We start from the raw sequence: 24,241 nt of genomic DNA, 5'->3' as shown, positions 1-24,241 counted from the left end.
GCTAGCGGGAGCCGGGGCAGGCGAGAGGCTACTCGGCGGCCTGGCGGGCCATCGGGTTGTTGGGGTGCGTCGTCCAGTTCGCATAGTTCGGATCGACCGGCTTGCCGGTGCGCTGGTCGAGCACGCCGGCGGCGAGCGGCACCATGGTGATGCAGTTGTCGACTGGACAGACGTTGACGCAGAGATTGCAGCCGACGCATTCGTCCTCCATCACCTCGAAATGGCGGATGCCCTCGACCATCGCCGTGATCGCCTGGTGCGAGGTGTCTTCGCAGGCGATGTGACAGCGGCCGCACTTGATGCAGGCATCCTGATCGATCCGCGCCTTGGCCACGTAGTTGAGGTTCAGGTACTGCCAGTCGGTGACGTTCGGCACGGCCCGGCCAGAGAAGTCGTCGAGCGAGCGGTGGCCCTTTTCGTCCATCCAGTTGGACAGGCCGGTGATCATCTCCTGCACGATCTTGAAGCCGTAGGTCATGGCGGCGGTGCAGACCTGCACGTTGCCGGCGCCGAGTACGAGGAACTCCGCCGCATCGCGCCACGTCGTCACCCCGCCGATACCGGAAATCGGCAGGCCGTAGGTTTCCGGGTCGCGGGCGATCTCGGCCACCATGTTGAGCGCGATCGGCTTGACAGCCGGGCCGCAATAGCCGCCATGCGTGCCCTTGCCGTCGACGGAGGGCTCCGGCGCGAAGGTGTCGAGATTGACGGCGGTGATCGAGTTGATCGTATTGATCAGGGACACCGCGTCGGTGCCGCCGGCCTTGGCCGCGCGCGCCGGCTTGCGAATGTCGGTAATGTTCGGCGTTAGCTTGGTAATCACCGGCATGCGCGTGTACTGCTTGCACCAGCGCACCACCATTTCGATGTATTCCGGCACCTGCCCGACCGCTGAGCCCATGCCGCGCTCGGACATGCCGTGCGGACAGCCGAAGTTGAGCTCGATGCCGTCGGCACCGGTCTCTTCGACCAGCGGCAGGATCGCCTTCCACGCCTCCTCCTGGCAGGGGACCATGATCGAGGCGATCAGCGCCCGGTCCGGCCAGTTCATCTTCACCTGCTTCATTTCCTGCAGGTTGACCTGCAGCGCCCGGTCGGTGATCAGCTCGATGTTGTTGAGGCCGAGAAGCCGGCGGTCGGCGCCCCAGATCGCGCCGTAGCGCGGGCCGTTAACGTTGACGACCGGCGGGCCCTCTTCACCGAGCGTCTTCCAGACCACGCCGCCCCAGCCGGCCTTGAAAGCGCGCTCGACGTTGTAGGCCTTGTCGGTCGGCGGCGCCGAGGCCAGCCAGAAGGGGTTTGGCGACTTGATGCCGACGAAGTTGTTGCGGAGATCAGCCATGTCTCTTCTCCCTTCAGGCGACGGCGACGGAGGCGCGCGCCTTGGCGGCCAGCGCCCGGTTGATCGATTCGGCCGCATCGCGGCCCTGAGCGACGGAGGTGACGGTCAGGTCCTCGCCGGCCCTGACGCAGTCGCCGCCGGCCCAGACCTTGTCGAGCGAGGTGCGGCCCTCCGCGTCGACGGCGATCCTGCCGTTCTCCAGCTTCAGCGGTCCCAGCCCGTTGGCCTCGAAGGTCTGGCCGATCGCCTTGAAGATCTGGTCGGCGGCGAGGATGCCGGTCTCGCCGGTGGCGACGAGCCGGCCGTCGCGCATCTCGGTGTATTCGACCTCGATTCCGGCGACCCGGCCGTCCTGACCGATCACGCGCCTAGGCTGCAGCCAGTGGCGGATCATCACGCCCTTGGAGGTGGCGAGATCTTGCTCGAATTCGGAGGCGTTCATGTGCTCCTGGCCACGACGGTAACAGATCGTCACTTCCTCGGCGCCCAAGAGCTTTGCCTGGACCGCGGCGTCGATGGCGGTCATGCCGCCGCCAATGACGACGATCCGGCGGCCGATGGCGATGTCGGCCTTGTCGTCGGTCTGGCGCAATGCGGCGATGAAGTCGACGGCGTCCTCGACGCCGGCAAGCTGCTCACCCTCGACATAGAGAGCGTTGACACCGGCCAGGCCCATGCCGAGGAACACAGCGTCGAACTTCTCGACGAGTTCGCCAAGCGTGAAGTCGCGGCCGAGCTTCTGGCCGTTGCGAATCTCGATGCCACCGATGGACAGGACGTAGTCCACCTCGCGCTGGGCAAAGTCGTCGGTCGTCTTGTAGGTGGCGATGCCGTATTCGTTCAGGCCGCCGGGCTTGACCCGGGCGTCCAGGACGTCGACGTCATGACCGTTCATGGCAAGGCGATGGGCGCAGGCAAGCCCGGCCGGGCCGGCGCCGACCACGGCGACGCGGCGGCCCGTGCGTTCGGGCCGCTGGTAGAACTGGATATTGCGCTCCATCGCCGTGTCGGTGGCATAGCGCTGCAGCCGACCGATCTCGACGGGGCGTTCTTCCGCCGTGTTGCGCACGCAGACCTGCTCGCACAGCGTCTCGGTGGGGCAGACCCGGGCGCACATGCCGCCAAGAATGTTCTGGTCGAAGATGGTCTTGGCCGAGCCGACCGGGTTGCCGGTGGCGATCTGGCGGATGAACAGCGGAATGTCGATCGAGGTCGGACAGGCCGTCATGCATGGCGCGTCGTAGCAGAAGTAGCAGCGGTCGGCAGCAACCAGCGCCTCGTGATTGTCGAGTGGCGGGTGCAGGTCGGAGAAATTTTCTTGATAGTCGGCCGCAGACAGCCTGCCGCCATGAATTCCGGATGCGGTTGTTCCCATTGTTATTCTCCCATTGCGTGGGCTTTTGATAGGAGAACGGTAACATGCTTTATTTTTTTATCAAACGGTAAAAATATGAAAGGAAATGCTGGTTTCTCAGGGGTCCTGGTCAAGGAAATCCTGAGTATAGCGGTTGCCTTTATACGCAAAGCCTATGTTGCGAAGCGGCTGTATGCGTCCGCGGGCGTCATACGGGGCGTTTGACAGCGCGGCCAAAAAGGTGTCAGCAAGGCGCAATCAGCTTTGAGGTCACGCATGGCGAAGCGATCCGAAACCGGCGGCAGGCTGGACGAGGCGGCGAGGGCCGGCTGGCTCTACTACGTCGCCGGCCGCACCCAGGACGAGATCGCCGCGACGATGGGGATCTCTCGCCAGTCCGCTCAGCGGCTCGTGTCTCTGGCGGTTGCAGAGCGGCTGATCAAGGTGCGGCTCGACCATCCGATCGCCGAATGCCTGGAACTGGCGCTTCGGCTGAAGGAGCGCTTCGACCTTCGCCACGTCGACGTCGTGCCCACCGACCCGGCCTCGACGTCGACCACCGTCGGCATTGCCGAGGCGGGCGCGGCGGAAATCGAGCGCTGGCTGAAGCGGCCGGATCCGATCGTGCTGGCCGTGGGTACGGGGCGCACGCTGAAGGCGGCGATCGACCAGTTGCCGGCAATGGAATGCCCGCAGCACCGGATCATGTCACTAACCGGCAATATCGGGCCGGACGGCTCGGCCGCCTACTACAATGTGATCTTCAGCATGGCCGACGCCGTCAAGGCGCGGCACTTCCCGATGCCGCTGCCGGTGCTGGTCTCGTCGGCCGAAGAGCGCGACCTCCTGCACAAGCAGAGCCTGGTGCAGTCGACACTGAAGCTTGGCGAGGAGGCAGACGTCGCCTTCGTCGGCATCGGCGAACTCGGCCCGCATGCGCCGCTGTGCGAGGATGGCTTTCTCGGGCGCGACGAGATGGCCCGGCTGATGGAGCAGGGCGCGGCCGGCGAGATCTGCGGCTGGATGTATGACCGCGAGGGCGTGCTTCTGGCGGGTAGCATCAACGAGCGCGTGGCTTCCGCGCCGCTGCCCTCGCGCGACCGGGCGTCGGTTGTCGGCCTGGCGATGGGGCCGCGCAAGCACATGGCGATCCTGTCCGCGCTCAAGGGTCGCATGATCAACGGCCTGATCACCGACGAGGAGACGGCGCGCTTTCTGCTGCAGTAGCGGTCGCGGTTCGCGCCGGCCTATTTCGTACGTTTGAAGGTCCACTTGACGACATAGTCGCCGTTGCGCTTCAGCTTCGCTTTCGTCTTGACCTTTACCGGTTCGCCGAGGGCGGACACAGCCGCTTCGAAGGCTTCGCGGGCCTCGCCGATGGCCTTGTGATAGACGCTGTTGTCGCGCTTGGGGGTTGCCGTTGCCGCCTTGAGAAGGGCGCGCATTTCCCGCTTGTCGTCGTGCATGATGGCGTTCACTCGGTTGCGCGGCGGCGTCGAACCATCCGTTCCAAATTGTCGACCGCAAATCGGTCCAATACACCGACGAGCGATGCCATCTCAATTCAAACCTCGGGTGCCGCGGTGAATCGATGCCGTCGGCATATTGAAGCGCGAGAACCCGGAGTCCCATGATTTCGACCATTGGGAGGAGCCGGCATGGCGAGAAAACTCTTATCAGTCGAAGGCGGTTGCTTGTGTGGTGCCGTACGTTTCAAGGCGGGCAAGCCGCCGCAACGCGGCTTCTATTGCCATTGCCGGAACTGCCAGAAAAGTTACGGTGGGCTGTTTCAGGCCACGGTGCAGTTTTCCGGCGACAGCTTCTCGTTTGAGCGGGGTGAGCCCTCATACTACCGCTCCAGCAAGTTTGCCCGCCGCGGCTTCTGCAATCAATGCGGATCACCGCTGGTGTTCATCTACGAAGGCATTTCGGATGTGTGGGTCCTGATTGGCGCCCTGGATCACCCAGAGGCGTGGCCGCTGACCCGTGACGCGAACTGGGGGGCTGTCGCGCATTACCACACGGACTCGCGTATTCCGTGGGCCGAAATTGCTGACGGGCTACCGCAGTGGACGAGTGCAACGACGCCATTCTTGGACGAGGCAAGGGCGCGTTCAAAACGGCCGGGATCGCCGGAAGGCAAGCCATAGCCGCCCGTCCGTGCCCGTCTGGTGTGGTGAGTGTCGGTGTTCTCATATTCGCCGGGGAATGATAAATAGACGTTTTTTATCAGTATATTGGCGGAATCGTTCGGCGGTGCAGCGACGAATGGCATTGACAAATCACCCCAGGAAATGAGTAAATGCCCATGAGCGAAGCAAATGCTCATTACGCTTCTGGGAGGAACCGATGAATTTGAAGACGCTGCTGCTGGGCGCATGCTCGGCTGTTGTCCTTGGTGGGCTTGCCCATGCGGAGACGCTTACGATCGCCACCGTCAACAACGGTGACATGATCCGCATGCAGAAACTGACGGACGACTTCACCTCCAAAAACCCCGGCATCGAACTCGAGTGGGTGACGCTCGAGGAAAACGTGCTGCGCCAGCGGGTGACGACCGACATCGCCACCAAGGGCGGCCAGTACGACGTGCTGACGATCGGGACCTACGAGGTGCCGATCTGGGCAAAGCAGGGTTGGCTGCTGCCGCTGGACAATCTCGGCAGCGACTATGATGTCGACGACCTGTTGCCGGCCATCCGTTCCGGCCTGACCGGCGAGGACGGCAAGCTCTATGCTGCGCCGTTCTACGGCGAGAGCTCGATGGTGATGTATCGCAAGGACCTGTTCGAGAAGGCCGGCCTGACGATGCCCGACGCGCCGACCTGGGAGTTCATTGCCGACGCAGCCCGCAAGATCACCGACAAGGATAACGAGATCTACGGCATCTGCCTGCGCGGCAAGGCCGGATGGGGCGAGAACATGGCCTTCCTGACGGCGACCGCGAACGCCTTTGGTGCGCGCTGGTTCGACGAGAACTGGGCCCCGCAGTTCGACCAGCCTGAATGGAAGAATACTCTCGACTTCTACGTCAAGCTGATGAACGACGCCGGCCCTCCGGGCGCTTCGTCCAACGGCTTCAACGAGAACCTGGCGCTGTTCCAGACCGGCAAGTGCGGCATGTGGATCGACGCCACCGTCGCGGCCTCTTTCGTGACCAACCCGAGCGAGTCGACGGTTGCCGACAAGGTCGGCTTCGCGCTCGCCCCCGATACCGGGCTCGGCAAGCGCGGCAACTGGCTCTGGGCCTGGAACCTCGCGATTCCCGCGGGCACGCAGAAGGCCGAAGCGGCCGAGAAGTTCATCGCCTGGGCAACCGGCAAGGACTATCTCAACCTCGTCGCCGAAAAGGAGGGCTGGGCCAACGTGCCGCCCGGCACCCGTACCTCGCTCTATGAGAACCCTGAATACCAGAAGGCGGCGCCGTTCGCGAAAATGACGATCGACTCGATCAACGCGGCCGATCCGAAGAACCCGGCGGTCAAGCCGGTGCCCTATGTCGGTGTGCAGTTCGTGGCGATCCCCGAGTTCCAGGGGCTCGGCACGGCGGTCGGCCAGCAGTTCTCGGCCGCACTGGCGGGCCAGGTCAGCGTCGATCAGGCGCTGCAGAACGCACAGCAACTGGCCACCCGCGAAATGACGAAGGCCGGCTACATCAAGTAGGGCTCCCAAGGCCCGGCGTGCCTGGCCCTTCGGGCACGCCGGGGTGAGGTTCCTTCTCCATTCTCCCGAGAGCGGAACCTCCTGCCGGTGCCGTAGTGTCCCTTCCGGATCCAAGCGGAAGCGACCCGAGGCGCGGCGCCGGCCTTTTTTCGTTGAACCGCACACGCCCTCCTTCCGGACGCGATGAGATCGGAGGTCGGCGGCAACCGGACTGGAAACAGCCATGGCCACCCTACACACCAAAACCGCCGCCCGCGCGATGATGGCCCCTTCGGTGCTGCTCCTGCTCGCCTGGATGGTCGTGCCGCTGGCGATGACGATCTACTTCTCCTTCCTGCGCTACAATCTCCTGATGCCGGGCATGGAGGAATGGACGGGGCTCGACAACTACCGCTACTTCCTGACCGACCCGGCGTTCTTCCAGGCCATCTTCAACACGCTGGCGATCGTGCTCGGGGTGCTTTTCATCACCGTGGTCGGCGGGATCGGACTGGCGATCCTGCTGGACCAGCCGATGTTCGGGCAGGGGATCGTGCGCATCCTGGTGATCGCGCCCTTCCTGATCATGCCGACGGTGGCGGCCCTGGTGTGGAAAAACATGTTCATGAACCCGGTGAACGGCCTCTTCGCCTACCTGGCCAAGGCGGTCGGCCTTCCCCCCTTCGACTTCCTCAACAACGCGCCGCTGATGTCGATCATCCTGATTGTCGCCTGGCAATGGCTGCCGTTCGCGACGCTGATCCTGCTGACCGCGCTGCAGTCGCTCGACGAGGAACAGAAGGAAGCCGCCCAGATGGACGGTGCGGGCGCCTGGTCGCGCTTCGTCTATCTGACGCTGCCGCACCTGTCGCGCGCGATCACGGTCGTCATCCTGATCCAGACGATCTTCCTGCTCTCCGTCTTCGCCGAGATCCTCGTCACCACCAATGGCGGGCCCGGAACGCAGAGCACGAACCTGACCTTCCTCGTCTATGCGCAGGCCCTGTTGCAGTTCGACGTGGGCGGCGCATCCGCCGGCGGCATCATCGCCGTCATCCTCGCCAACATCGTCGCATTCTTCCTCATGCGGATGATCGGCAAGACCCTGGAGGCGTGAGACAATGGCCCGCACCGTTTCGACACAGCGCAAGATCGTCGTCACCATCGCCGCCTGGACGGTCGGCATCCTGATCTTCTTCCCGATCCTGTGGACGTTTCTGACAAGCTTCAAGACGGAGGCGCAGGCGATCGCCTCGCCGCCGGTCTTCCTCCTGTTCGACTGGACCCTCGAGAACTACCACGAGGTCCAGGATCGCTCGAACTACGTCAGGCACTTCATGAACTCGGTGGTGATCTCCTTCGGCTCCACGCTGCTTGGCCTGATCATCGCGATCCCATCGGCCTGGGCGATGGCGTTCTCGCCAACGCCGCGAACAAAGGACGTGCTGATGTGGATGCTTTCCACCAAGATGATGCCGGCCGTGGGCGTGCTGGTGCCGATGTATCTGCTGTTCCGCAATACCGGCCTGCTCGACACCCGCCTTGGCCTCGTCATCGTCCTGACGCTGATCAACCTGCCGATCATCATCTGGATGCTGTACACCTACTTCAAGGAGATTCCCGGCGAGATCCTCGAGGCGGCGCGGATGGACGGCGCCTCGCTCGCCAAGGAAATCATCTATGTGCTGACGCCGATGGCGATCCCGGGAATTGCCTCGACGGTGCTGCTCAACATCATCCTCGCCTGGAACGAGGCGTTCTGGACGCTGAACCTGACCGCCTCGAAGGCGGCGCCGCTGACCGCGTTCATCGCCTCCTATTCCAGCCCGGAAGGCCTCTTCTACGCCAAGCTCTCGGCCGCCTCGACCATGGCGATCGCCCCGATCCTCATTCTCGGCTGGTTCTCGCAGAAGCAGCTGGTCCGCGGTCTCACCTTCGGCGCCGTCAAATAGGGACAAGAACCATGGGAAGCATTGCGCTCAAGAATGTGTCTAAGGTGTTCGGCGCTCACGCCGTCATCCCCTCCATCGACCTCAACATCGACGAAGGCGAGTTCGTCGTGTTCGTCGGACCCTCGGGTTGCGGAAAGTCGACGCTGCTTCGGCTGATTGCGGGGCTGGAAGACGTGTCCGGCGGCGAGATCGTCATCGACGGCAAGGCCGCCACCGACCTGCCGCCGGCCAAGCGGCGACTGGCCATGGTGTTCCAGTCCTATGCGCTCTATCCGCACATGAGTGTCCGCTCCAACATCGCCTTTCCGCTGAAGATGGCGGGCGAGGACCCGGCCGCGATCAATCAGAAGGTCGCCGATGCGGCGCGGGTGCTGAACCTCACCGACTACCTGGACCGCAAGCCGCGCCAGCTTTCGGGCGGCCAGCGCCAGCGCGTCGCCATCGGCCGGGCGATCGTGCGCCAGCCGGCCGCCTTTCTGTTCGACGAGCCGCTGTCGAATCTCGACGCCGCGCTGCGCGTGAACATGCGCCTGGAAATCAGCCAGCTGCACCAGGACCTGAAGACGACAATGATCTACGTCACGCACGACCAGGTCGAGGCGATGACCATGGCGGACAAGATCGTCGTGCTCAACAAGGGCAAGGTCGAGCAGGTCGGCTCGCCGATGGAGCTGTATCACAAGCCCGCCAACATGTTCGTCGCCGGCTTCATCGGTTCGCCGAAAATGAACTTCATCAGCGGCGAGATCGCTGGAAAGTACGGTGCCCATACCATCGGTGTGCGGCCGGAACATCTCGACCTGTCGACCGAGGCCGGCGCCTGGCGCGGGCGGGTCGGCGTTGCCGAGCATCTCGGTTCCGACACGTTCCTGCACGTCAACGCCGACGGCATCGGCACGTTGACGGCCCGCGTCGGCGGCGATTTCCCCGTCAAGCACGGCGATCAGGTGTATCTCACTCCGCAGGAGGCTTGCGTGCACCGCTTCGCCGAGGACGGGCTCGCGATCAGATGAAGCGGCTGGAGGGAAAGAGCGCCCTGATAACCGGGTCGGCTCGGGGGATCGGGCGGGCGTTCGCGGAGGCCTATGTGCGCGAGGGCGCCCGCGTCGCCATCGCCGATATCGATGTCGATCGCGCGCGGCGCACGGCGGCCGAGATCGGCCCGGCCGCCTATGCGGTGCAGATGAACGTGACCGACCAGCGTTCGATCGATGCCGCGGTCGCGACCTGCGTGGAGGAGGCCGGCGGCATCGACATCCTGATCAACAACGCCGCGCTCTTCGATCTCGCGCCGATCGTCGAGATCACGCGGGAAAGCTATGATCGCTTGCTGGCCATCAACGTCGGCGGCACGCTGTTCACCTTGCAGGCGGTGGCGCGGCAGATGATCGCCCAGGGGCGCGGCGGCAAGATCATCAACATGGCAAGCCAGGCCGGTCGGCGCGGCGAGGCGCTCGTTGCCGTCTATTGCGCGACGAAGGCGGCGGTCATCAGCCTGACGCAGTCGGCGGGCCTCGACCTGATCAAGCACCGCATCAACGTCAACGCGATCGCCCCGGGAGTGGTCGACGGCGAGCACTGGGACGGCGTCGATGCGCTGTTCGCCAAGTACGAGAACCGGCCGCTCGGCGAGAAGAAGCGCCTGGTCGGCCAGGAAGTGCCGCTCGGCCGGATGGGGACGGCGGAAGACCTGACGGGTATGGCGATCTTCCTCGCATCGTCGGAAAGCGACTACGTCGTCGCCCAGACCTACAACGTCGACGGCGGCAACTGGATGAGCTGAGCCACCGTGCTCGGCAGACCTTGAACTGACAGGACCGGAGGCGGCTTTGCCCGCTCGCGACCGGAAGGAAAAGATCATGACCACGAAACTGTCGCTCGCCAATCTGGACACGATCAGCAAGACGGCGGGCATCCCGTCCTATCCCCGGTCGGCGCTAACCGCCGGAATCGTCCATTTCGGCGTCGGCAATTTCCATCGGGCGCATCAGGCGGTCTATCTCGACGACCTGTTCAACGCAGGGCGGGACTACGACTGGGCGATCATGGGGGCCGGCGTGCTGCCGTCGGACGAGGCGATGCGCGCCAAGCTGGCCGCACAGGACTTTCTGACGACCGTGGTCGAGCAGGACAACAACCGGACCGGCGCGCACGTGACCGGGGCGATGATCGGCTACCTGACGCCCGGCGACGTCGCGTCGACCGTGGCCCACCTTGCCGATCCGGCCATTCGCATCGTCTCGCTGACGATCACCGAAGGCGGTTACTTCATCGATCCGGCGTCCGGCGTGTTCGACCCGTCCCATCCGGCGATCGCCGCAGACGGAGCCAATCCTGGCAGTCCGAAGACCGTGTTCGGCTTGGTTCTCGCTGGCCTCAAGGAGCGCAAGGCCAGGGGCATCGCGCCATTCACGATCATGTCCTGCGACAACATTCCCGGCAATGGCGAGGTCACGCACGCGGCCGTCTCCGGCCTTGCGCGGCTCTCGGACCCGGCGTTTGCCGACTGGATCGATGCGAACGTGGCGTTCCCGAACGGCATGGTCGACAGGATCACGCCTGCGACGGGGCCGCGCGAGATCGGCATCGTCGCCGACGAATACGGCATCGAGGACCAGTGGCCGGTCTTCTGCGAAGAATTCAAGCAATGGGTGCTGGAGGACAAGTTCCCGCAGGGGCGGCCCGCACTGGAGACGGTCGGCGTGCAGTTCGTGCCCGACGTGGCGCCCTACGAGCACATGAAGATCCGCATCCTCAACGGAGGACACGCGGCGATCGCCTATCCGGCGGCCCTGCTCGACATCCACTTCGTCCACGAGGCGATGGAGGACGCCGATGTCCGGGCCTTCCTCGCCAAGCTCGAGCGCGACGAGATCATTCCGGTGGTCCCGCCGGTGCCCGATACCGACCTTCACGACTACTATCAGCTGATCGAGAAGCGCTTCGCCAATCCGAAGATCGGCGACACCATCCCGCGGCTCGCGCAGGACGGCTCGAACCGGCAACCAAAATTCATCCTGCCGTCGACCGCCGATCGGCTGCGGCGCGGCGAGGACGTGGTCGGGCTTGCCCTGGTCTCGGCGCTCTGGTGCCGATACTTCGCCGGCACCTCCGACAGCGGCAAGGCCATCGTCTTCAACGACGCCAGCGCCGACCGGCTGCACGACGCCGCGCTGAAGGCGAAGGACGACGCGTTCGCCTTCCTTGCGCTGTCCGACATCTTCGGGGACGTCGCCGCCTCGGAGTTGTTCCGGCGTCGGTTTGCCAAGGCGCTGAAGACACTGTGGGAAATCGGAACACGCCAGACGCTGCGGCTCTATCTTTCCAACAGGCTGGCGGACTGACCACGGAGCCGGTGATGCGGCCGGCCGATCAGACTGGAGCGGACAGATGGCGGCGGGCCCGATCAAGCTGGTGATTTTCGATTGCGACGGGGTTCTCGTCGACAGCGAACCGATATCGCTGGCGACCCTGGTTGAGGCGCTCGGTACTGCGGGCGTGACAATGGACGCAGAGGAGGCGGCGGCGCGCTTCCTGGGAAAGAGCCTCAAGACCACGGCCGAGATTCTGCACGACGACTACGGGCTCGCCATCGACGATCATTTTCTGGAGGACATGCGCCAGTCGCTCTATGCGCGCTTCCGCCGGGAACTGCGGCCGATCGACGGGGTGCGCGATGTCGCCGAGGGCCTGCCGGTGCCGTTCTGCGTAGCATCCTCCAGCCAGCCCGAACGGATCCGGCTGTCGCTGTCGGTGACGGGGCTGATCGACTGCTTCGAGCCGAACATCTACAGCGCCACCATGGTGAGGGCCGGCAAGCCGGCGCCCGACCTGTTCCTCCACGCCAGTGCCGCCATGGGCGTCGATCCGGATGCGTGCGTCGTCATCGAGGACAGTCCCGCCGGGGTGATGGCGGCGAAGGCCGCCGGCATGCGGGTGTTCGCCTTCGCCGGCGGCTCCCATGCGCGCAACGAACGCCATCGCCAGTCTCTCTCCCGCCTGCAGCCCGATGTCCTGTTTGACGACATGCGGGAATTGCTCCAGTTTGTCTGAAAGAAGTGCCGACGGGAACATGAACACATGCGCGATTTGATCGTGGCGGTCGACATCGGGACCGGAAGCGCCCGCGCGGGCCTGTTCGATCGAAATGGCGCCATGCTGGCGCGATCCGAGCACCCGATCGCCATGAACCGGCCGCGTGACAACCACGCCGAGCACGATTCCGAGGACATCTGGCGGGCCACCTGCAGCGCCGTCAAGGCGGCGCGCGCGCAGGCTGCCGTCGGCGCGGGCCGCGTCGCCGCCATCGGCTTCGACGCCACCTGCTCGCTCGTCGTCCGTGATCGCGACGCCGCCCCGCTTGCGGTTTCCGGCGGCAACGACCCGCGCTGGGACACGATCGTCTGGCTCGACCACCGCGCGCTTGCGCAGGCCGACTTCTGCACCGCGACGAAGCATCCGGTGCTCGACCACTCGGGCAAGGTCATGTCGCCGGAGATGCAGATGCCGAAGCTGATGTGGCTGAAGACCCGACAGCCGGAGCAGTGGGCGAGGGCGGGGCACTTCTTCGATCTTGCCGACTTCATGACCTGGAAGGCGACCGGCTCGCTGAGCCGCTCCCGCTGCACGATCACGGCGAAGTGGAATTACCTGGCGCATGAAGAGGCCGGCTGGCGCGACGACTTCCTGCATGCCATCGGGCTTTCGGATCTCCGCGAGCGGGGCGCCCTGCCGAAGGACACCGTGCCGGTGGGCGCGTGCGTCGGCCGGCTGACGGCGCAGGCCGCGGCCGAGCTCGGGCTGGACGCCGGCTGCCTGGTCGGGCCCGGCCTCATCGACGCCTATGCCGGTGCGCTCGGCGTGCTCGGCGGCCTTGCCGGCGATCCGGGCAGGCTGGAGCGCCAGCTCGCCCTGATCGGTGGAACGTCAAGCTGCGTCGTGGCCTTTTCGCAGGAACGGAAGTTCGGATTCGGCATGTGGGGCCCCTATTACGAGGCCGTCCTGCCGGGGCATTGGCTGGTTGAGGGCGGCCAGTCGGCGACGGGCGGGCTGCTCGATCACATTGTCCGGCTGCACAGCGCCGGCGGCGATCCGCTCGCCGCCACGCATCATCGGATCGTCACCCGCATCCGCGAGCTGCAGGCCGTCGAGGGCGGCGATTTTGCGGCGCGGCTGCATGTCCTGCCCGACTTCCACGGCAATCGTTCGCCGCTCGCCGATCCGCATGGCCTCGGTGTCATCAGCGGCCTGTCGCTGGACTCGACCTTCGACGGCCTTTGCCGGCTTTACTGGAAGACCTGCGTCGCCATCGTGCTCGGCATTCGCCACGTGATCGACAAGCTGGGCGAGTGCGGCTACGCGCTGGAAACGCTGCACGTCACCGGTGGCCACCTGCACAATCCGTTGCTGATGGAACTCTATCGCGACGTAACCGGGTGCAAGGTGGTGGTGGCGAAGACCAGCGACGCGGTGCTGCTCGGCACTGCCATGTCGGCGGCGGTGGCGGGCGGGCTCTACCGCGATCTCGGCTCCGCCGGGCCGGGCATGTATCCGGGTGGCACGGAATATCTGCCGGATGCGGACAAGAAGGACGATTATGACCGTGAATACCGGCGCTTCCTGGCTATGTACCGGCATCGCGACGAGCTCGATCGGATCGGCTGACGGTCGTTCAAAAAAAATTTGGAACGCAGGAACTTTTGGCGACACCACGTGTTTCTGCAGCGTCACCGGCACACGCATTTCCCCCAAATGCGCTGCCCTCGAGCCGGTGGCAATGCCGCGCGCCGTGTCCCCTCCGGCCCGCGGGAAATCAGGCAGCTGGTGCTCTCCGCACCGGCTGCCTTTTTTTGATCGAGAAGGGGGGCGGGCGGCATCGTCGGCCCCCCGCCTTGGCAATGTCACCCTAGGCGGCGGCCTGCACGGAATGACGGGTCAGGAGCGCCTGGTTGATCAGGACCTTGATTGTCTCCGGCTGGAACGGCTTGCTGATGAGGTATGTGGGTTCCGGCCGTTCCCCGGTGAGCAATTTTTCCGGGTAGGCCGTGATGAAGATGACCGGCACGTCGGCGCGCGCCAGGATCGTGCCGACCGCGTCGATGCCGGAACTGCCGTCGGCAAGCATGACGTCGGCCAGGATCAGGCCGGGTCGGGTCTCGTTCCAGAGCTTCTCGGCCTCCGAGCGGGTGCGGGCGATGCCGGTGACATGGTGGCCCATGTCGTTGACGATGTCGGCCAGGTCGAGTGCGATAAGCGGCTCGTCCTCGATGATCATGATGCCGGTTTCGGCCTGCGTCGCGATCTCGCGGTAGGCCTCGTCGAGCAGGGCGCTGACTTCGCCTTCGTCAAGAACGAGGATCTCGGCGGCCTGGGTTGTGGTGAAACCTTCCATGGTGACGAGCAGCAGGGCCTGGCGAACGCGCGGCGGCACTGCGCCGAGATCAAACGGGCCTCCCGGCTTGAGCGCGACGGATTCGCTGACCGAAACCGGGAGCGAGGCGATCATCTTCGACAACAGCTGGAACAGGGTGAGCCGGTCGTCATCGCTGTCGCCAAGTACCGCCGGTTCCGCCAGGATCGCTTCGAGCGTGGCGGCAACATAGGCGTCCCCTGAAATCTGCGCGCCGGTCAGCGCGCGGGCGTAGCGGCGAAGGCCGGGCAGGTGTGGCAGGATGCGGTCGGAAATCGGCATGTTACGCTCCCCTATGCGAATGAATGATGGAATGGCCGGTAACCAAATGAACGCGGCGATCTTTTTTTGGTTCCACCGACGGGAACCTTTTTGCCGGCCACGCATTCCGCTTTCGAATTCGCACGAAACAATAGATCGGTTTCTTTTGAGAGCAGACGACGTGACACAACAGCGACCAGGATTGCCGGCAGTGCCGGAGGGGGCCGAAGCCCAGATCGCGCGCAGATTGCGCTCCTTTTATCTCTCCGTTCAGGAAGAGCCGATACCTCAACGGTTTCTGGATCTGCTCGAAAAGCTCGATGTCGCGGAGCAACGTAGCGAGAGCCAGATGGAGTTGGGGAGCGGAGATCGGTGAGCGCAATGGATCCGGCCAACACTTTCAAGCGAGAACTGCTCTCGATCCTGCCGAGCCTGAGAGCCTTCGCCGTTTCGCTCGTCGGTCGCCACCACGAGGCCGATGATCTCGTGCAGGACACGATCATGAAGGCCTGGGCCAAGCAGGAACAGTTCGAAATGGGCACGAACATGAAGGCCTGGTTGTTCACCATCCTGCGCAACGAGCTCTACAGCAAGCTCAGGAAGCGCGGCCGCGAGGTCCAGGACAGCGACGGCGTGCTGACCGAAAGGCTTGCCCAGCACCCGGGTCAATATGGTGCTCTCGACATGCAGGACTTCCAGCGCGCGCTGGCGCAACTGCCGGAAGAGCAGCGCGAAGCGATCGTGCTCGTCGGCGCCTCGGGCTTTTCATACGAGGAAGCCGCGGAAATCAGCGGCTGTGCGTTGGGAACGATCAAGAGCCGGGTCAACCGGGCCAGACAAAAGCTTCAGGAAATCCTGCAAATAGCCGATGAGGGTGAATATGGGCCGGACGCGGTGTCGGCCCCGCTGACATCGAGGGCATTTGTGTCGTAGAAATAGAGCCAATCAGGCGAGTGGGGACATGCATTCGAACACGCAGATCGGGCTTGCGTCGCGCCGCATCTTCCGAAAGAGGATGCGATGAACCGCCGCGACCAAACCGTAGCGGTCGACGTGGCTGGCGCCCTTGCGTCGGCCGAGCGCATGGCGGCGGTGCGGGCGACGCTGCCCCCGTTCGCTGGGCCGGATGCGGACTTCACGGGCATAGCCGAGCTTGCCGCGGGTCTTTTTCTCGCCCCGGCCGCCCTCGTGACCCTCATCGGTGATGAGACCCAGTGGTTCCTCGCCCGCAAGGGGACGGCGGAAGTCAGCTCCAACGCCAGGGACTGCATCTGCGCGCGACTCCTGGAGGAACCCGGCGCGCCTCTCGTCGTGGCGGACGCGTCGCATGACCGGCGGTTCGCCCGGCTGCCCGATGTCACCGGCGAACCGGGCCTGCGGTTCTATGCCGGGGCTCCGATCATGCATCTCGGGCAGGTGATCGGCAGCGTCTGCGTGTTCGACACGGTGCCACGTGCCGGCGTCCCGGACGGCGCACAATCGCACCTGCAGCACCTGGCCCGCCTTGCCGGGTCGCTGCTTCTGCTCAAGGAGGAAGCACGTCGCCGTGCGCTTGCGAACGCCGCGATAGCCCGCGAAGAACAGCGGCAGGCCTCCGCGCTGGACGCCGCCAATGTCGGCAACTGGCTCTGGGACATCAAATCCGGCGCCGTCACCGGCAACGCGCCGCTCGCACGCATGTTCGACCTGAAACCCGGCGGGACCTTGACGGCGCGCAGGATTTTCGCCGCCATCCACCCGCGTGATCGGAAAGCGACGGTCGCGAAGCTGCGCGAGGCGCTGCAAAGCGGCGCCGAGTATGATGGCATGTTCCGGGTCGGCGCCACGGGCCGCTGGCTGCTGGGGCGCGGCCGGGTGCACGAGCGCGACGGCGAGGAAAAGCCATCCATGTTCCTTGGCATCACGCTCGACGTGACCGAGGGACAGATCGCCTCGGAGCGCATGCGCCTGCTCCTGCGCGAACTGAACCACCGGGTGAAGAACACGCTGGCCATGCTGCAATCGCTTGCGCGTCAGACGCTGCGGCAGACCAGCGATCCGGCCGCCTTCATGGACGCCTTTGCCGGCCGTCTGCAGTCGATTTCCGAGGCCCACGGCCTGCTCAGCGATCACGAATGGGGCAATATTCGCCTGACGCCGCTGCTGCAGGCGCAGATCCGGCCCTATACGGAAAACTTCGAGACCCAGATCGAGATTCACAAGGACGAGGTGCAACTCGGGCCGGACCAGGCGATCGGGCTCGGGCTTGTGCTGCATGAACTGGCGACGAATGCGCGCAAATATGGTGCGCTGTCGGTCTCGACGGGAAGACTGGTCATTACCGCGCGGGTCGTGCAGGAGAACGGCAAGCCGGTGTTGAGCATGACCTGGCACGAAAAGGACGGACCGCCGGTTACGCCGCCGAAGCAGCGCGGCTTCGGGCTCGTGCTGATCGAGCGGAGTCTCGACAAGGTACTCGGCAGCGACGTGCATCTGGAATTCCTGCCGAGCGGGCTTACCGCGCTGATCAGGCTTCCTCTCGCCGCGTGACGAGGATCGGGGGCGCTGCCCTCAGTCGTGGCGGCGGCGCGGTCCCGGCCGCAGAAACAGCGCCAATGCAACTCCCAGCGCGGCCGTCGCCAGCGGCCGGCCAGCAGCCGTCCCGGCCGCGAGCATGGCCAGGTCTCGCCGCGCCCGCATCTGGGCGCGCCGTCGCCGCCGCCGCTCCGCGGCGCGGTTGTTCAGAAACAGCAGAATGGCGACCAGCACGAGCGCCAGCGTGGTGACCGCCCCCGCAAGGCCGAGCAGCGCCGGCACCGTGCCGTAGTGCCGTGCCAGCGCCACGCAGAGCGCCACCACGGCAAGGGCGTAGGCGGTGAGTAGCAACAGCGCGACGACGCCGACGAAGACCGCGTTGCGCTTGGATCGCGCCAGGGTTTCCTCGATCCTGTCCTCCACCCTGAAAAACAGATTCTGCGCAAGCGCTGCTGCGATCGAAAGCATGAGTTTCACGCTCCAATGTCTGGATTTGGCCGCTCCCGTCCCGGTGGCCGCCCTGCGGCAATCCGGGATTGGGACGTGGATCAGCGGCGCAGGATGGAGGCGATGACAAAACCGGCGAGGGCGGCGGCGCCGAGCGTGGCGAAAGGATGTTCGCGGACGGTGCGTCGAACCTCCCGATCGGCCCCGCGATACTTCTCCGAAAGCTCGGCGAGGATTTCCTCGCCGCTGGCGATCAACTCGTCCAGGTCGGCCGAAGCCTCGTCGCGGGCGCGCTTGCGGAACATTGAGAAGCGGCCGCGCGCCTCGTCGGCGCCCTCCGCGACATCACGCGCCACCAGCCGCGCGAGTTCGGCGATCTGGTTGCGCAGTTCGGCGATCTGTTCCTCGACGCCTTCGGCCGCTTCGGAAACGGTGCGGTCCTTGCCGCGGGAGAACATTCCGGATGCCATTCGATCCCTCCTTGCCCAATGGACGCAAGATCTTGCTGTGTGACCACAACGCCGGCGGCATGAAAAGGTTCCACCTGCGCGCGCAGGCAGACGCTTCAGGCGATGGCCGCCTGAGGAAGAATGAACGGAGTTCCGCGCTCGGGCAAGGCGCTGACGCGCATTCTGCAACCGAAGACGTCCTCCATGGTTTCGTCGGTGAGGACCTCCGCCGGCGTGCCTGCCACCACGACCTTGCCCTTCTTCATCATCACCATCCTGTCGGCGAACATGGCGGTCAGGTTGAGGTCGTGCATCACCGCGATCACGCCGCCGCCGTTCTCGCAATAGCTCCGGGCGAGGCGCATGATGATCAGCTGGTGGCGGATATCGAGGCTGGAGACCGGCTCGTCCAGCATGAGGAAGCACGGCTCGCCGTCGAACACGGGTTCCCAGATCTGCGTCAGCACCCGGGCGAGCTGGACGCGCTGCTGCTCGCCGCCGGAAAGCTCCTGGTAGAAACGCCCCTCGAAACCGGTGAGATCGACCGCGGCAAGGGCCTGCGCCGCAATCGCCTCGGCTCGGCCGGCCTGGCGGTTCGGCCCGGTGGCGAGCCCCATGCGGACGATCTCGCGCACGGTGAACGGAAAGGCGATGACCGTCGCCTGCGGCAGCACGGCGCGGCGGGCCGCCAGTTGCCATGGCTCGAGCGCGCGCAGGTCGCGGCCACCGATCGTCAGGTCGCCGGTGCTGGGAACTTCGCCGGCGAGGGCCTTCATCGTCGTCGTCTTGCCGCTGCCGTTCGGCCCGACGATCGCCGTCAACTGGCCGGCGCGGGCCTCGAGCGACAATCCGTCGACGATGAGCTTGCCGCCGAGGCGGATGGAGAGGTTCTTTGCGCGGATCATGTCTGGTCCAGGGATTTGAAGGGGCGGCTCCTAGAGCCCGGCGGAGGCACGGCCGCGCAGCAGCACCCAGAGGAAGAACGGTGCGCCGGCGAGCGCGGTGATAATGCCGATCGGTAGCTCCGCCGGCGCGACGATGACGCGCGCGCCCATGTCGGCGGCCAGCAGCAAAATGCCGCCGAGCAGGGCGGATGCCGGCAAAAGGTAGCGGTGGTCGGGGCCGATCACCATGCGCAGGATGTGCGGCACGACGATGCCGACGAAGGCGATGCCGCCGCTGGCGGCGACCGAGGCGCCGACCGCGCCGGCCACGCTAACGACGGCGATGTTCTTCAGCCGCTGCACCTTCACGCCCATGTGGAAGGCGGCCGCCTCGCCAAGGGTGATCGCATTCAGGCCGCGCGCCAGGAACGGCAGGACGGTAAGCGAGACCGCAATGACGGGGCCGGCGGTCAGGACCTTGGACCAGCTGGCGCCGGCGAGTGAGCCGAGGCTCCAGAAGGTGACGTCGCGCAGCTGCTTGTCGTCGGCCATGTAGATCAGGATGCCGGTGACCGCGCCAGACAGGGCGGCGATCGCAATGCCGGCGAGCAGCATGGTCGCCACCGAGGTCTGGCCGCTGCGGGTGGCGATGCGATAGAGCAGCAACGTCGTCAGCAGGCCGCCGAGAAAGGCCGCCAGAGGCAGCGCAAAGGCGCCGACGAAGCCCAGCAGCGCAAGCGGCAGATGTGCGCCGAGCACGATCATCAGAACGGCGCCAAGGGCGGACCCGGAGGAAATGCCGATCAGGCCGGGGTCGGCGAGCGGATTGCGGAACAGACCCTGCATCACCGCTCCCGAAACGGCCAGCGCCGCGCCGATCAGCAGGCCGAGCAGGGCGCGGGGCAGGCGGATGTCGAAGACGATGATGCGATCACGCTGGCTCAGCACCGAGGCCGGCTCGCCGCGCAGCACGGAGGCGACGACGTCGAAGGCCGAGGCATCGGATGCACCGGTCGCGGTGGAGGCGAGCAGCGCCAACAGCGTCAGCACGATCAGCGCTGCAATCACCAGCCGCGCCAGTCCGGCCCGATCGCCTGCGGCACCGGCGCGGAGGCTGTCGAGGATGCCGCGCGGCGAGGTGGTCTTCAGTGCGTCACTGAGAGACATGACGCTGGCCGTACAGGCGATCGTTGAGTTCGCGGACCGCCGAGGCCGTGCGTGGGCCGAAGCCGAGCAGGTGCAGGCTGTTCATGCGGATGATGGTCCTCGTCTTGGCCGCAGGCGTCAGCGCGATCGCCGCGTGCGTGAGCACCTGCTCGTCGCTGCTGCCGTGTTCGCTCCCGCGGGTCATCACCATGATCGCATCCGGCCTTGCCTCGACGATCGCCTCGTCGGACAACGGCTTGTAGCCCTGGAAAGCACCGTCCGTGGCGTTGATCGCCCCGGCCAGTTCAAGAATGCCATTGGCTGCGGTACCGGCGCCGGCCGCCATGACGCGGCCGTCCTGGAAGCTCAGAATAAAGAGCACGCGCTTGCGCTCGTTCAAGGGCCGCTTCCCGGCATCGGCGATCGCGGTGTCGAGGTCGGCGCCGACCTGCTGCGATAGCTCCCGGGCCTTGTCGGGCACGCCGAGGAAGTCGCCGACGACGGCGATCTTGTTCAGGATCGCTGCACGGTCGTAGCCTTCCGGAACAGTTTGAAAGGGAATACCGGCGTCCCTGAGAACCGCCAGCGCATCCGGCGGGCCGCTGCCTTCGATCGAGAGGATTGCGCTCGGGCCGACGGCCAGTACACCCTCGGGCGACAGCGCGCGCATGTAGCCGACGTCGGGCAGCGCCATGGCGGCTTCCGGATAGGTGCTGGTCTGGTCGCGCGCGATCAGTCGATCCTGTTCGCCGAGGGCGAAGATGATCTCGGTGATGGCGCCGCCGATCGAAACCAGCCGCCGGCTGTCGATCTTCTGCATCTCCTCCGCCACCGCAGGCGTGGCGAACCCTGGCCGGATCGCGCCGAGCGGCAGAAGCACGGGGGCCGCGAGGGCGAAGGCGGTCAGCGCGATCTCCCACGGGCGCGGGCGTCGGAACGAGGGGCCTGCCATCTCATGTCCTCCTCAGGCAGCGACGCTGGCGTCGTGGCGGGGCAGGGCATTGAGGATCTCGCGCCAGTCTTCGCGCTCCACCATGCCTTCCTTGCGCTTGCCGAAGTACTGGATGACCATCTCGCCCTTGGCATCGTAGGCCTCGAGCGAGGTGACGTGGCCGTCCTTGGTCGGCTTGCGTACAACCCAGCATTCGGCGATGTGGTCCTGGCGCAGGTGCAAGTGGAAGGTCGGATCCATGACGTTGATCCAGGGGCCCATGGGGCGGATGGCGCTGACCGGCCCGGTATGGATCTGGATCGCGCCGTCGTTGCCGACGAAGCACATGATCTCGGTGCCCTTGTCCGCCGCGGACCGCATCAGAAGCTCGGCCGAGGTGCGGTCGACCTGCCAGGCGTAGTCCTCGCCGACACTGCGGACGGCGTCCTGGCGGCCGATCTTCAGCTTCTTCAGCATGCCGAAGAACTGATGGGTGTCGGTCATCTGGCTCCAGTTTTCGCGCAAGGTCGCGACGTCGACCGGACCGGCCTCGTCATTGGCAGTTGCCGATTGAGCCTCGAGAAACTCCTGCGACTGGTCGTCGTGGCGGAAGTCGGCGACGATTGCCTCGAAGGCGGCGAGATTGGAGGTCGGCCGCAGGTGAATCTTTTGAACCGCCTGACCGGCGGCGTTGAAATATTGCAGGCTGCGGCGGACCTCGCCGTCCTGCGTCGTCTTCGCGACGGCGAAGCCATGCGCCCAGGCGCCGGGAAAAACGCGCAGGTCGATGTGCTCGCCAAGGACGATCGAGGCGTGCTTTCCGGTCGTCACCTTTTCGTAGACGCCGATCTTCTCATGCACCGCGCTGTCGTTGCGCGTCAGGACCATCACTTCGTCGAGCGCAGGCGCCCGCTCCAGGATGCGATTGGCGCTCGCATCGATTCGGACCGCGGTCATTCCGACCTCGGCGGCAACGAGGGCGGCTTCGGAAATGCCGAGTTGTGCGGCGATGTCGCGCTCGCGCATTTTCGCGTTTTCGGCCCGGTAGGCGCGGATTTCGGATGGGGTGGGGCGGTGCTTCGTCGTCATGTTCGCCAGTCTCAAAAATGACCGCGATCTTACCCTGTGTCGCGGGTCCGACGTTCGTCGGCCGGTCCAGGGCTTGATGTCGGTCTCCATCAATCTATCTTGACTTTCATACTCATATTTATCTATGGAGGCAATAGCCGATCGGCTCCAGTTCGAGGCCGGGCGCAATTTCAGATTGCGCGGCAATCGAGTTCAGCGAAGGGACAAAGGGGCGAAAGTGATGTTCCGACATGCCATCCTGTCAATTGCGGCGTCGCTGGTATTTGCCGGGACCGCATCCTCGCAGGAGACACTTCCGGCCAAGGGCCTCGAGGTCGAGCTCAACGCGCTTGCTCCCTCGCAGAAGGGCTGCGTCTTCACCTTCGTCATCGGCAACAATCTGCCGCAGAGCGTCGGCAAGGCTTCGTTCGAATTCGTGCTCTTCAATGGCGCCGGCACGGTCGAACGCATGGTCGTGCTTGACTTCCGCGACCTGCCGCAGGGCAAGACCAAGGTTCGTCAGTTCGACTTGCCGGGCACCAAGTGCGACAGCGTCAAGCGCGTGTTGATCAACGATTCGCCCATCTGCGAGGGCGAGGGCTTGCCGGTGGGCGCGTGCATGGTCGGGATCGTCACCCGCAGCAGCACGCGGGTCGGCTTCGAAGGATAGGCCGCCTCAAGCGCCAGGCGCTGAAGGGGTCGGAGCACAGGGTGGATTTGGTCATGGCGGGCAAGAGGGTAGTCTGGGGCAGTGCGATCGTGCTTTCGCTGCTGACGCATGCGGGCGCAGCCGCGATGCTCACGCTTTCGCCGTCGGGCGCGGATGAGGCGCAGATCGCCGGCGGCGTCGTGGCGGAGATCGCGATGCTTGGCAACGGCGCCTTCGAGGCGATCGAATCGGGCGAGCCGGAGGCGCTGGAGCCGACGGACACGATCACGCCCGAAACCATCGAGCCGGTGCCGCAGCCGGTCGCGGAGATCGAACCGCAGGAAATGCTGCCTGAGCAGGCCATGCCGGTCGATGCGGTCGCGACGCCGGAGGCCGACGAGATCATCCCGGAGATGAGCGAGGCGATCGAGATTCAAGGCGCCGCCGTCGAAATCGCCACGATCCCGGTTCCCGACGTCCGGCCGGAAATCACCGACCAGCCGCCCGAAGTCCTGAAGCCGCTGCAGGAGGAGGCGAGAGAGCCGGTTGAGACGCCGAAGAAGAAGGTCGAGAAGAAGAGAAAGCCCAAGGCCGGCGAGAGGGGCAATAGCACGCAGGCGGCCAAGAAGGGGCAGGTCGACGGGTCCGACAAGGTGAAGACGGCGTCGCTCGGCGGCCAGAAAAAGGGCAATGCCTCGACCGCCGGCAATGCGGCGGTCAGCAACTATCCCGGCAAGGTGCGCAACAAGATCAACCGTGCCAAGCGGCGCGTGGCCGGCGCCAGCAGTGGCGTCGTCACCGTGCGCTTTGCCGTCTCGGCCTCCGGCCAGGCAAGCGGCATCCGGGTGGCGGCCAGTTCAGGTCAACCGGAACTCGACCAGGCCGCAGTCGACGCGGTGCGCCGAGCGGCGCCGTTCCCGGCGATTCCCGCGGAGGCTGGCCGCTCCTCCTGGCTGTTCAACGTTCCGATCGCCTTCAAGCGCTAGCACAGGCCGCCCATGGCATCGTCTGGCGTCCGGCGTCCGTTCCGGCGCCGCGAGCACGCGCGCTGTCGGCAAGGCGTGCGATATAAGATGACTAGAAAAGTCATGTTTATACTTTACTATAAGACTCATGTTTTGTAGGGTCGCACCGTTCCAATCACATTCGCCGAAACCGAGCACGAGGACAGTAGCATGCGGACAGCCAGGGAT

The 24,241-nt window shown here is 65.3% G+C and carries 25 protein-coding genes; 15 read left to right on the top strand and 10 right to left on the bottom strand.

The window, feature by feature from the left end:
- Nucleotides 1–28 precede the first annotated feature (28 nt).
- Both preA and ACXAGF_RS14535 read right to left on the bottom strand, forming a co-directional pair.
- Nucleotides 29–1,342, bottom strand: a complete 1,314-nt coding sequence (gene preA, locus ACXAGF_RS14540) for an NAD-dependent dihydropyrimidine dehydrogenase subunit PreA (protein WP_475018107.1) — start codon at nucleotides 1,340–1,342, stop codon at nucleotides 29–31.
- A gap of 13 nt (nucleotides 1,343–1,355) precedes the next feature.
- Nucleotides 1,356–2,717 carry an NAD(P)-dependent oxidoreductase gene (locus tag ACXAGF_RS14535; protein WP_475018106.1) on the bottom strand — a complete coding sequence of 454 codons (1,362 nt, stop codon included), beginning with the start codon at nucleotides 2,715–2,717 and terminating at the stop codon, nucleotides 1,356–1,358.
- Nucleotides 2,718–2,972: 255 nt separating this feature from the next.
- On the opposite strand from ACXAGF_RS14535, the gene ACXAGF_RS14530 reads away from it, so the two are divergent.
- Nucleotides 2,973–3,923 (top strand): sugar-binding transcriptional regulator, encoded by a 951-nt coding sequence (locus tag ACXAGF_RS14530; RefSeq protein WP_475018105.1) that lies wholly within the window; start codon nucleotides 2,973–2,975, stop codon nucleotides 3,921–3,923.
- A 20-nt stretch (nucleotides 3,924–3,943) separates the two neighbouring features.
- Here ACXAGF_RS14530 and ACXAGF_RS14525 read toward each other — a convergent pair whose 3' ends face one another.
- A complete protein-coding gene (locus tag ACXAGF_RS14525; protein WP_475018104.1) occupies nucleotides 3,944–4,162 on the bottom strand; it encodes a hypothetical protein in 219 nt (72 codons plus the stop codon).
- A 192-nt stretch (nucleotides 4,163–4,354) separates the two neighbouring features.
- Here ACXAGF_RS14525 and ACXAGF_RS14520 point away from each other — a divergent pair, with 192 nt between their 5' ends.
- From ACXAGF_RS14520 to ACXAGF_RS14480, 9 genes are all read left to right on the top strand, one after another.
- Nucleotides 4,355–4,846 (top strand): GFA family protein, encoded by a 492-nt coding sequence (locus ACXAGF_RS14520; RefSeq protein ID WP_475018103.1) that lies wholly within the window; start codon nucleotides 4,355–4,357, stop codon nucleotides 4,844–4,846.
- Nucleotides 4,847–5,045: 199 nt separating this feature from the next.
- Complete coding sequence (locus tag ACXAGF_RS14515) at nucleotides 5,046–6,359, top strand: ABC transporter substrate-binding protein (RefSeq protein ID WP_475018102.1); 1,314 nt, start codon at nucleotides 5,046–5,048, stop codon at nucleotides 6,357–6,359.
- 223 nt (nucleotides 6,360–6,582) lie between these two features.
- Nucleotides 6,583–7,455, top strand: a complete 873-nt coding sequence (locus ACXAGF_RS14510; RefSeq protein ID WP_475018101.1) for a carbohydrate ABC transporter permease — start codon at nucleotides 6,583–6,585, stop codon at nucleotides 7,453–7,455.
- Nucleotides 7,456–7,459: 4 nt separating this feature from the next.
- Nucleotides 7,460–8,290, top strand: coding sequence for a carbohydrate ABC transporter permease (locus tag ACXAGF_RS14505; RefSeq protein ID WP_475018100.1), 831 nt, complete (start codon nucleotides 7,460–7,462; stop codon nucleotides 8,288–8,290).
- Between the two features lie 11 nt (nucleotides 8,291–8,301).
- Nucleotides 8,302–9,303 carry an ABC transporter ATP-binding protein gene (locus tag ACXAGF_RS14500; protein ID WP_475018099.1) on the top strand — a complete coding sequence of 334 codons (1,002 nt, stop codon included), beginning with the start codon at nucleotides 8,302–8,304 and terminating at the stop codon, nucleotides 9,301–9,303.
- Nucleotides 9,300–10,073, top strand: a complete 774-nt coding sequence (locus ACXAGF_RS14495) for an L-iditol 2-dehydrogenase (RefSeq protein WP_475018098.1) — start codon at nucleotides 9,300–9,302, stop codon at nucleotides 10,071–10,073. The genes ACXAGF_RS14500 and ACXAGF_RS14495 overlap by 4 nt, the downstream gene beginning before the upstream one ends.
- Nucleotides 10,074–10,149: 76 nt before the next feature.
- Nucleotides 10,150–11,634 carry a mannitol dehydrogenase family protein gene (locus tag ACXAGF_RS14490; RefSeq protein ID WP_475018097.1) on the top strand — a complete coding sequence of 495 codons (1,485 nt, stop codon included), beginning with the start codon at nucleotides 10,150–10,152 and terminating at the stop codon, nucleotides 11,632–11,634.
- 46 nt (nucleotides 11,635–11,680) lie between these two features.
- Complete coding sequence (locus tag ACXAGF_RS14485; protein ID WP_475018096.1) at nucleotides 11,681–12,343, top strand: HAD family hydrolase; 663 nt, start codon at nucleotides 11,681–11,683, stop codon at nucleotides 12,341–12,343.
- Nucleotides 12,344–12,370: 27 nt separating this feature from the next.
- Complete coding sequence (locus tag ACXAGF_RS14480; RefSeq protein ID WP_475018095.1) at nucleotides 12,371–13,954, top strand: FGGY-family carbohydrate kinase; 1,584 nt, start codon at nucleotides 12,371–12,373, stop codon at nucleotides 13,952–13,954.
- A gap of 241 nt (nucleotides 13,955–14,195) precedes the next feature.
- On the opposite strand, the gene ACXAGF_RS14475 is transcribed toward ACXAGF_RS14480, so the two are convergent.
- Entirely contained in the window at nucleotides 14,196–14,981 is a 786-nt protein-coding gene (locus ACXAGF_RS14475; RefSeq protein ID WP_475018094.1) for a response regulator, read from the bottom strand.
- 46 nt (nucleotides 14,982–15,027) lie between these two features.
- On the opposite strand from ACXAGF_RS14475, the gene ACXAGF_RS14470 reads away from it, so the two are divergent.
- The 3 genes from ACXAGF_RS14470 to ACXAGF_RS14460 all read left to right on the top strand — a co-directional run bounded on the left by ACXAGF_RS14470 (nucleotide 15,028) and on the right by ACXAGF_RS14460 (nucleotide 17,489).
- Nucleotides 15,028–15,336 carry a NepR family anti-sigma factor gene (locus tag ACXAGF_RS14470; RefSeq protein ID WP_475018093.1) on the top strand — a complete coding sequence of 103 codons (309 nt, stop codon included), beginning with the start codon at nucleotides 15,028–15,030 and terminating at the stop codon, nucleotides 15,334–15,336.
- Nucleotides 15,337–15,341: 5 nt separating this feature from the next.
- On the top strand, nucleotides 15,342–15,893 hold the full coding sequence (locus ACXAGF_RS14465) for an RNA polymerase sigma factor (protein WP_475019302.1): 552 nt from the start codon (nucleotides 15,342–15,344) through the stop codon (nucleotides 15,891–15,893).
- A gap of 87 nt (nucleotides 15,894–15,980) precedes the next feature.
- Nucleotides 15,981–17,489: a sensor histidine kinase gene (locus ACXAGF_RS14460; protein WP_475018092.1), complete on the top strand. Its 1,509-nt coding sequence runs from the start codon at nucleotides 15,981–15,983 to the stop codon at nucleotides 17,487–17,489.
- Between the two features lie 21 nt (nucleotides 17,490–17,510).
- Here ACXAGF_RS14460 and ACXAGF_RS14455 read toward each other — a convergent pair whose 3' ends face one another.
- From ACXAGF_RS14455 to ACXAGF_RS14430, 6 genes are all read right to left on the bottom strand, one after another.
- Nucleotides 17,511–17,942: a hypothetical protein gene (locus ACXAGF_RS14455; protein ID WP_475018091.1), complete on the bottom strand. Its 432-nt coding sequence runs from the start codon at nucleotides 17,940–17,942 to the stop codon at nucleotides 17,511–17,513.
- 80 nt (nucleotides 17,943–18,022) lie between these two features.
- Nucleotides 18,023–18,391 carry a hypothetical protein gene (locus tag ACXAGF_RS14450; protein ID WP_475018090.1) on the bottom strand — a complete coding sequence of 123 codons (369 nt, stop codon included), beginning with the start codon at nucleotides 18,389–18,391 and terminating at the stop codon, nucleotides 18,023–18,025.
- 95 nt (nucleotides 18,392–18,486) lie between these two features.
- The gene (locus ACXAGF_RS14445) at nucleotides 18,487–19,275 is read right to left on the bottom strand and encodes a heme ABC transporter ATP-binding protein (protein ID WP_475018089.1); all 789 of its coding nucleotides are present in this window, start codon (nucleotides 19,273–19,275) and stop codon (nucleotides 18,487–18,489) included.
- A gap of 30 nt (nucleotides 19,276–19,305) precedes the next feature.
- Nucleotides 19,306–20,421 carry a FecCD family ABC transporter permease gene (locus tag ACXAGF_RS14440; protein ID WP_475018088.1) on the bottom strand — a complete coding sequence of 372 codons (1,116 nt, stop codon included), beginning with the start codon at nucleotides 20,419–20,421 and terminating at the stop codon, nucleotides 19,306–19,308.
- On the bottom strand, nucleotides 20,408–21,352 hold the full coding sequence (locus ACXAGF_RS14435) for a heme/hemin ABC transporter substrate-binding protein (RefSeq protein ID WP_475018087.1): 945 nt from the start codon (nucleotides 21,350–21,352) through the stop codon (nucleotides 20,408–20,410). The genes ACXAGF_RS14440 and ACXAGF_RS14435 overlap by 14 nt, the downstream gene beginning before the upstream one ends.
- 12 nt (nucleotides 21,353–21,364) lie before the next feature.
- Nucleotides 21,365–22,420 carry a hemin-degrading factor gene (locus ACXAGF_RS14430; RefSeq protein WP_475018086.1) on the bottom strand — a complete coding sequence of 352 codons (1,056 nt, stop codon included), beginning with the start codon at nucleotides 22,418–22,420 and terminating at the stop codon, nucleotides 21,365–21,367.
- A gap of 220 nt (nucleotides 22,421–22,640) precedes the next feature.
- Here ACXAGF_RS14430 and ACXAGF_RS14425 point away from each other — a divergent pair, with 220 nt between their 5' ends.
- Together ACXAGF_RS14425 and ACXAGF_RS14420 are read left to right on the top strand one after the other, a co-directional pair.
- On the top strand, nucleotides 22,641–23,069 hold the full coding sequence (locus tag ACXAGF_RS14425) for a hypothetical protein (protein WP_475018085.1): 429 nt from the start codon (nucleotides 22,641–22,643) through the stop codon (nucleotides 23,067–23,069).
- A gap of 53 nt (nucleotides 23,070–23,122) precedes the next feature.
- A complete protein-coding gene (locus tag ACXAGF_RS14420; protein WP_475018084.1) occupies nucleotides 23,123–24,034 on the top strand; it encodes an energy transducer TonB family protein in 912 nt (303 codons plus the stop codon).
- Nucleotides 24,035–24,241: the final 207 nt, after the last annotated feature.

The sequence above is a fragment of the Mycoplana sp. ABR4_002 genome, from assembly GCF_056159645.1.
The sequence above is the reverse complement of the archived record's forward strand: the minus strand, read 5'-3'. Positions and strand labels throughout refer to the sequence as shown.

Excerpts from the sequence above, each read along its gene's own strand:
- ACXAGF_RS14480 (WP_475018095.1), top strand. The coding sequence starts at position 12,371 with ATGCGCGATTTGATCGTGGCGGTCGACATCGGGACCGGAAGCGCCCGC.
- ACXAGF_RS14485 (WP_475018096.1), top strand. The coding sequence starts at position 11,681 with ATGGCGGCGGGCCCGATCAAGCTGGTGATTTTCGATTGCGACGGGGTT.
- ACXAGF_RS14435 (WP_475018087.1), bottom strand. The coding sequence starts at position 21,352 with ATGGCAGGCCCCTCGTTCCGACGCCCGCGCCCGTGGGAGATCGCGCTG.
- ACXAGF_RS14450 (WP_475018090.1), bottom strand. The coding sequence starts at position 18,391 with ATGGCATCCGGAATGTTCTCCCGCGGCAAGGACCGCACCGTTTCCGAA.
- ACXAGF_RS14440 (WP_475018088.1), bottom strand. The coding sequence starts at position 20,421 with ATGTCTCTCAGTGACGCACTGAAGACCACCTCGCCGCGCGGCATCCTC.
- ACXAGF_RS14470 (WP_475018093.1), top strand. The coding sequence starts at position 15,028 with ATGAACGCGGCGATCTTTTTTTGGTTCCACCGACGGGAACCTTTTTGC.
- ACXAGF_RS14465 (WP_475019302.1), top strand. The coding sequence starts at position 15,342 with ATGGATCCGGCCAACACTTTCAAGCGAGAACTGCTCTCGATCCTGCCG.
- preA (WP_475018107.1), bottom strand. The coding sequence starts at position 1,342 with ATGGCTGATCTCCGCAACAACTTCGTCGGCATCAAGTCGCCAAACCCC.
- ACXAGF_RS14500 (WP_475018099.1), top strand. The coding sequence starts at position 8,302 with ATGGGAAGCATTGCGCTCAAGAATGTGTCTAAGGTGTTCGGCGCTCAC.
- ACXAGF_RS14420 (WP_475018084.1), top strand. The coding sequence starts at position 23,123 with ATGGCGGGCAAGAGGGTAGTCTGGGGCAGTGCGATCGTGCTTTCGCTG.
- ACXAGF_RS14510 (WP_475018101.1), top strand. The coding sequence starts at position 6,583 with ATGGCCACCCTACACACCAAAACCGCCGCCCGCGCGATGATGGCCCCT.
- ACXAGF_RS14445 (WP_475018089.1), bottom strand. The coding sequence starts at position 19,275 with ATGATCCGCGCAAAGAACCTCTCCATCCGCCTCGGCGGCAAGCTCATC.
- ACXAGF_RS14425 (WP_475018085.1), top strand. The coding sequence starts at position 22,641 with ATGTTCCGACATGCCATCCTGTCAATTGCGGCGTCGCTGGTATTTGCC.
- ACXAGF_RS14520 (WP_475018103.1), top strand. The coding sequence starts at position 4,355 with ATGGCGAGAAAACTCTTATCAGTCGAAGGCGGTTGCTTGTGTGGTGCC.
- ACXAGF_RS14490 (WP_475018097.1), top strand. The coding sequence starts at position 10,150 with ATGACCACGAAACTGTCGCTCGCCAATCTGGACACGATCAGCAAGACG.
- ACXAGF_RS14455 (WP_475018091.1), bottom strand. The coding sequence starts at position 17,942 with ATGCTTTCGATCGCAGCAGCGCTTGCGCAGAATCTGTTTTTCAGGGTG.
- ACXAGF_RS14515 (WP_475018102.1), top strand. The coding sequence starts at position 5,046 with ATGAATTTGAAGACGCTGCTGCTGGGCGCATGCTCGGCTGTTGTCCTT.
- ACXAGF_RS14530 (WP_475018105.1), top strand. The coding sequence starts at position 2,973 with ATGGCGAAGCGATCCGAAACCGGCGGCAGGCTGGACGAGGCGGCGAGG.
- ACXAGF_RS14430 (WP_475018086.1), bottom strand. The coding sequence starts at position 22,420 with ATGACGACGAAGCACCGCCCCACCCCATCCGAAATCCGCGCCTACCGG.
- ACXAGF_RS14475 (WP_475018094.1), bottom strand. The coding sequence starts at position 14,981 with ATGCCGATTTCCGACCGCATCCTGCCACACCTGCCCGGCCTTCGCCGC.
- ACXAGF_RS14525 (WP_475018104.1), bottom strand. The coding sequence starts at position 4,162 with ATGCACGACGACAAGCGGGAAATGCGCGCCCTTCTCAAGGCGGCAACG.
- ACXAGF_RS14505 (WP_475018100.1), top strand. The coding sequence starts at position 7,460 with ATGGCCCGCACCGTTTCGACACAGCGCAAGATCGTCGTCACCATCGCC.
- ACXAGF_RS14495 (WP_475018098.1), top strand. The coding sequence starts at position 9,300 with ATGAAGCGGCTGGAGGGAAAGAGCGCCCTGATAACCGGGTCGGCTCGG.
- ACXAGF_RS14535 (WP_475018106.1), bottom strand. The coding sequence starts at position 2,717 with ATGGGAACAACCGCATCCGGAATTCATGGCGGCAGGCTGTCTGCGGCC.
- ACXAGF_RS14460 (WP_475018092.1), top strand. The coding sequence starts at position 15,981 with ATGAACCGCCGCGACCAAACCGTAGCGGTCGACGTGGCTGGCGCCCTT.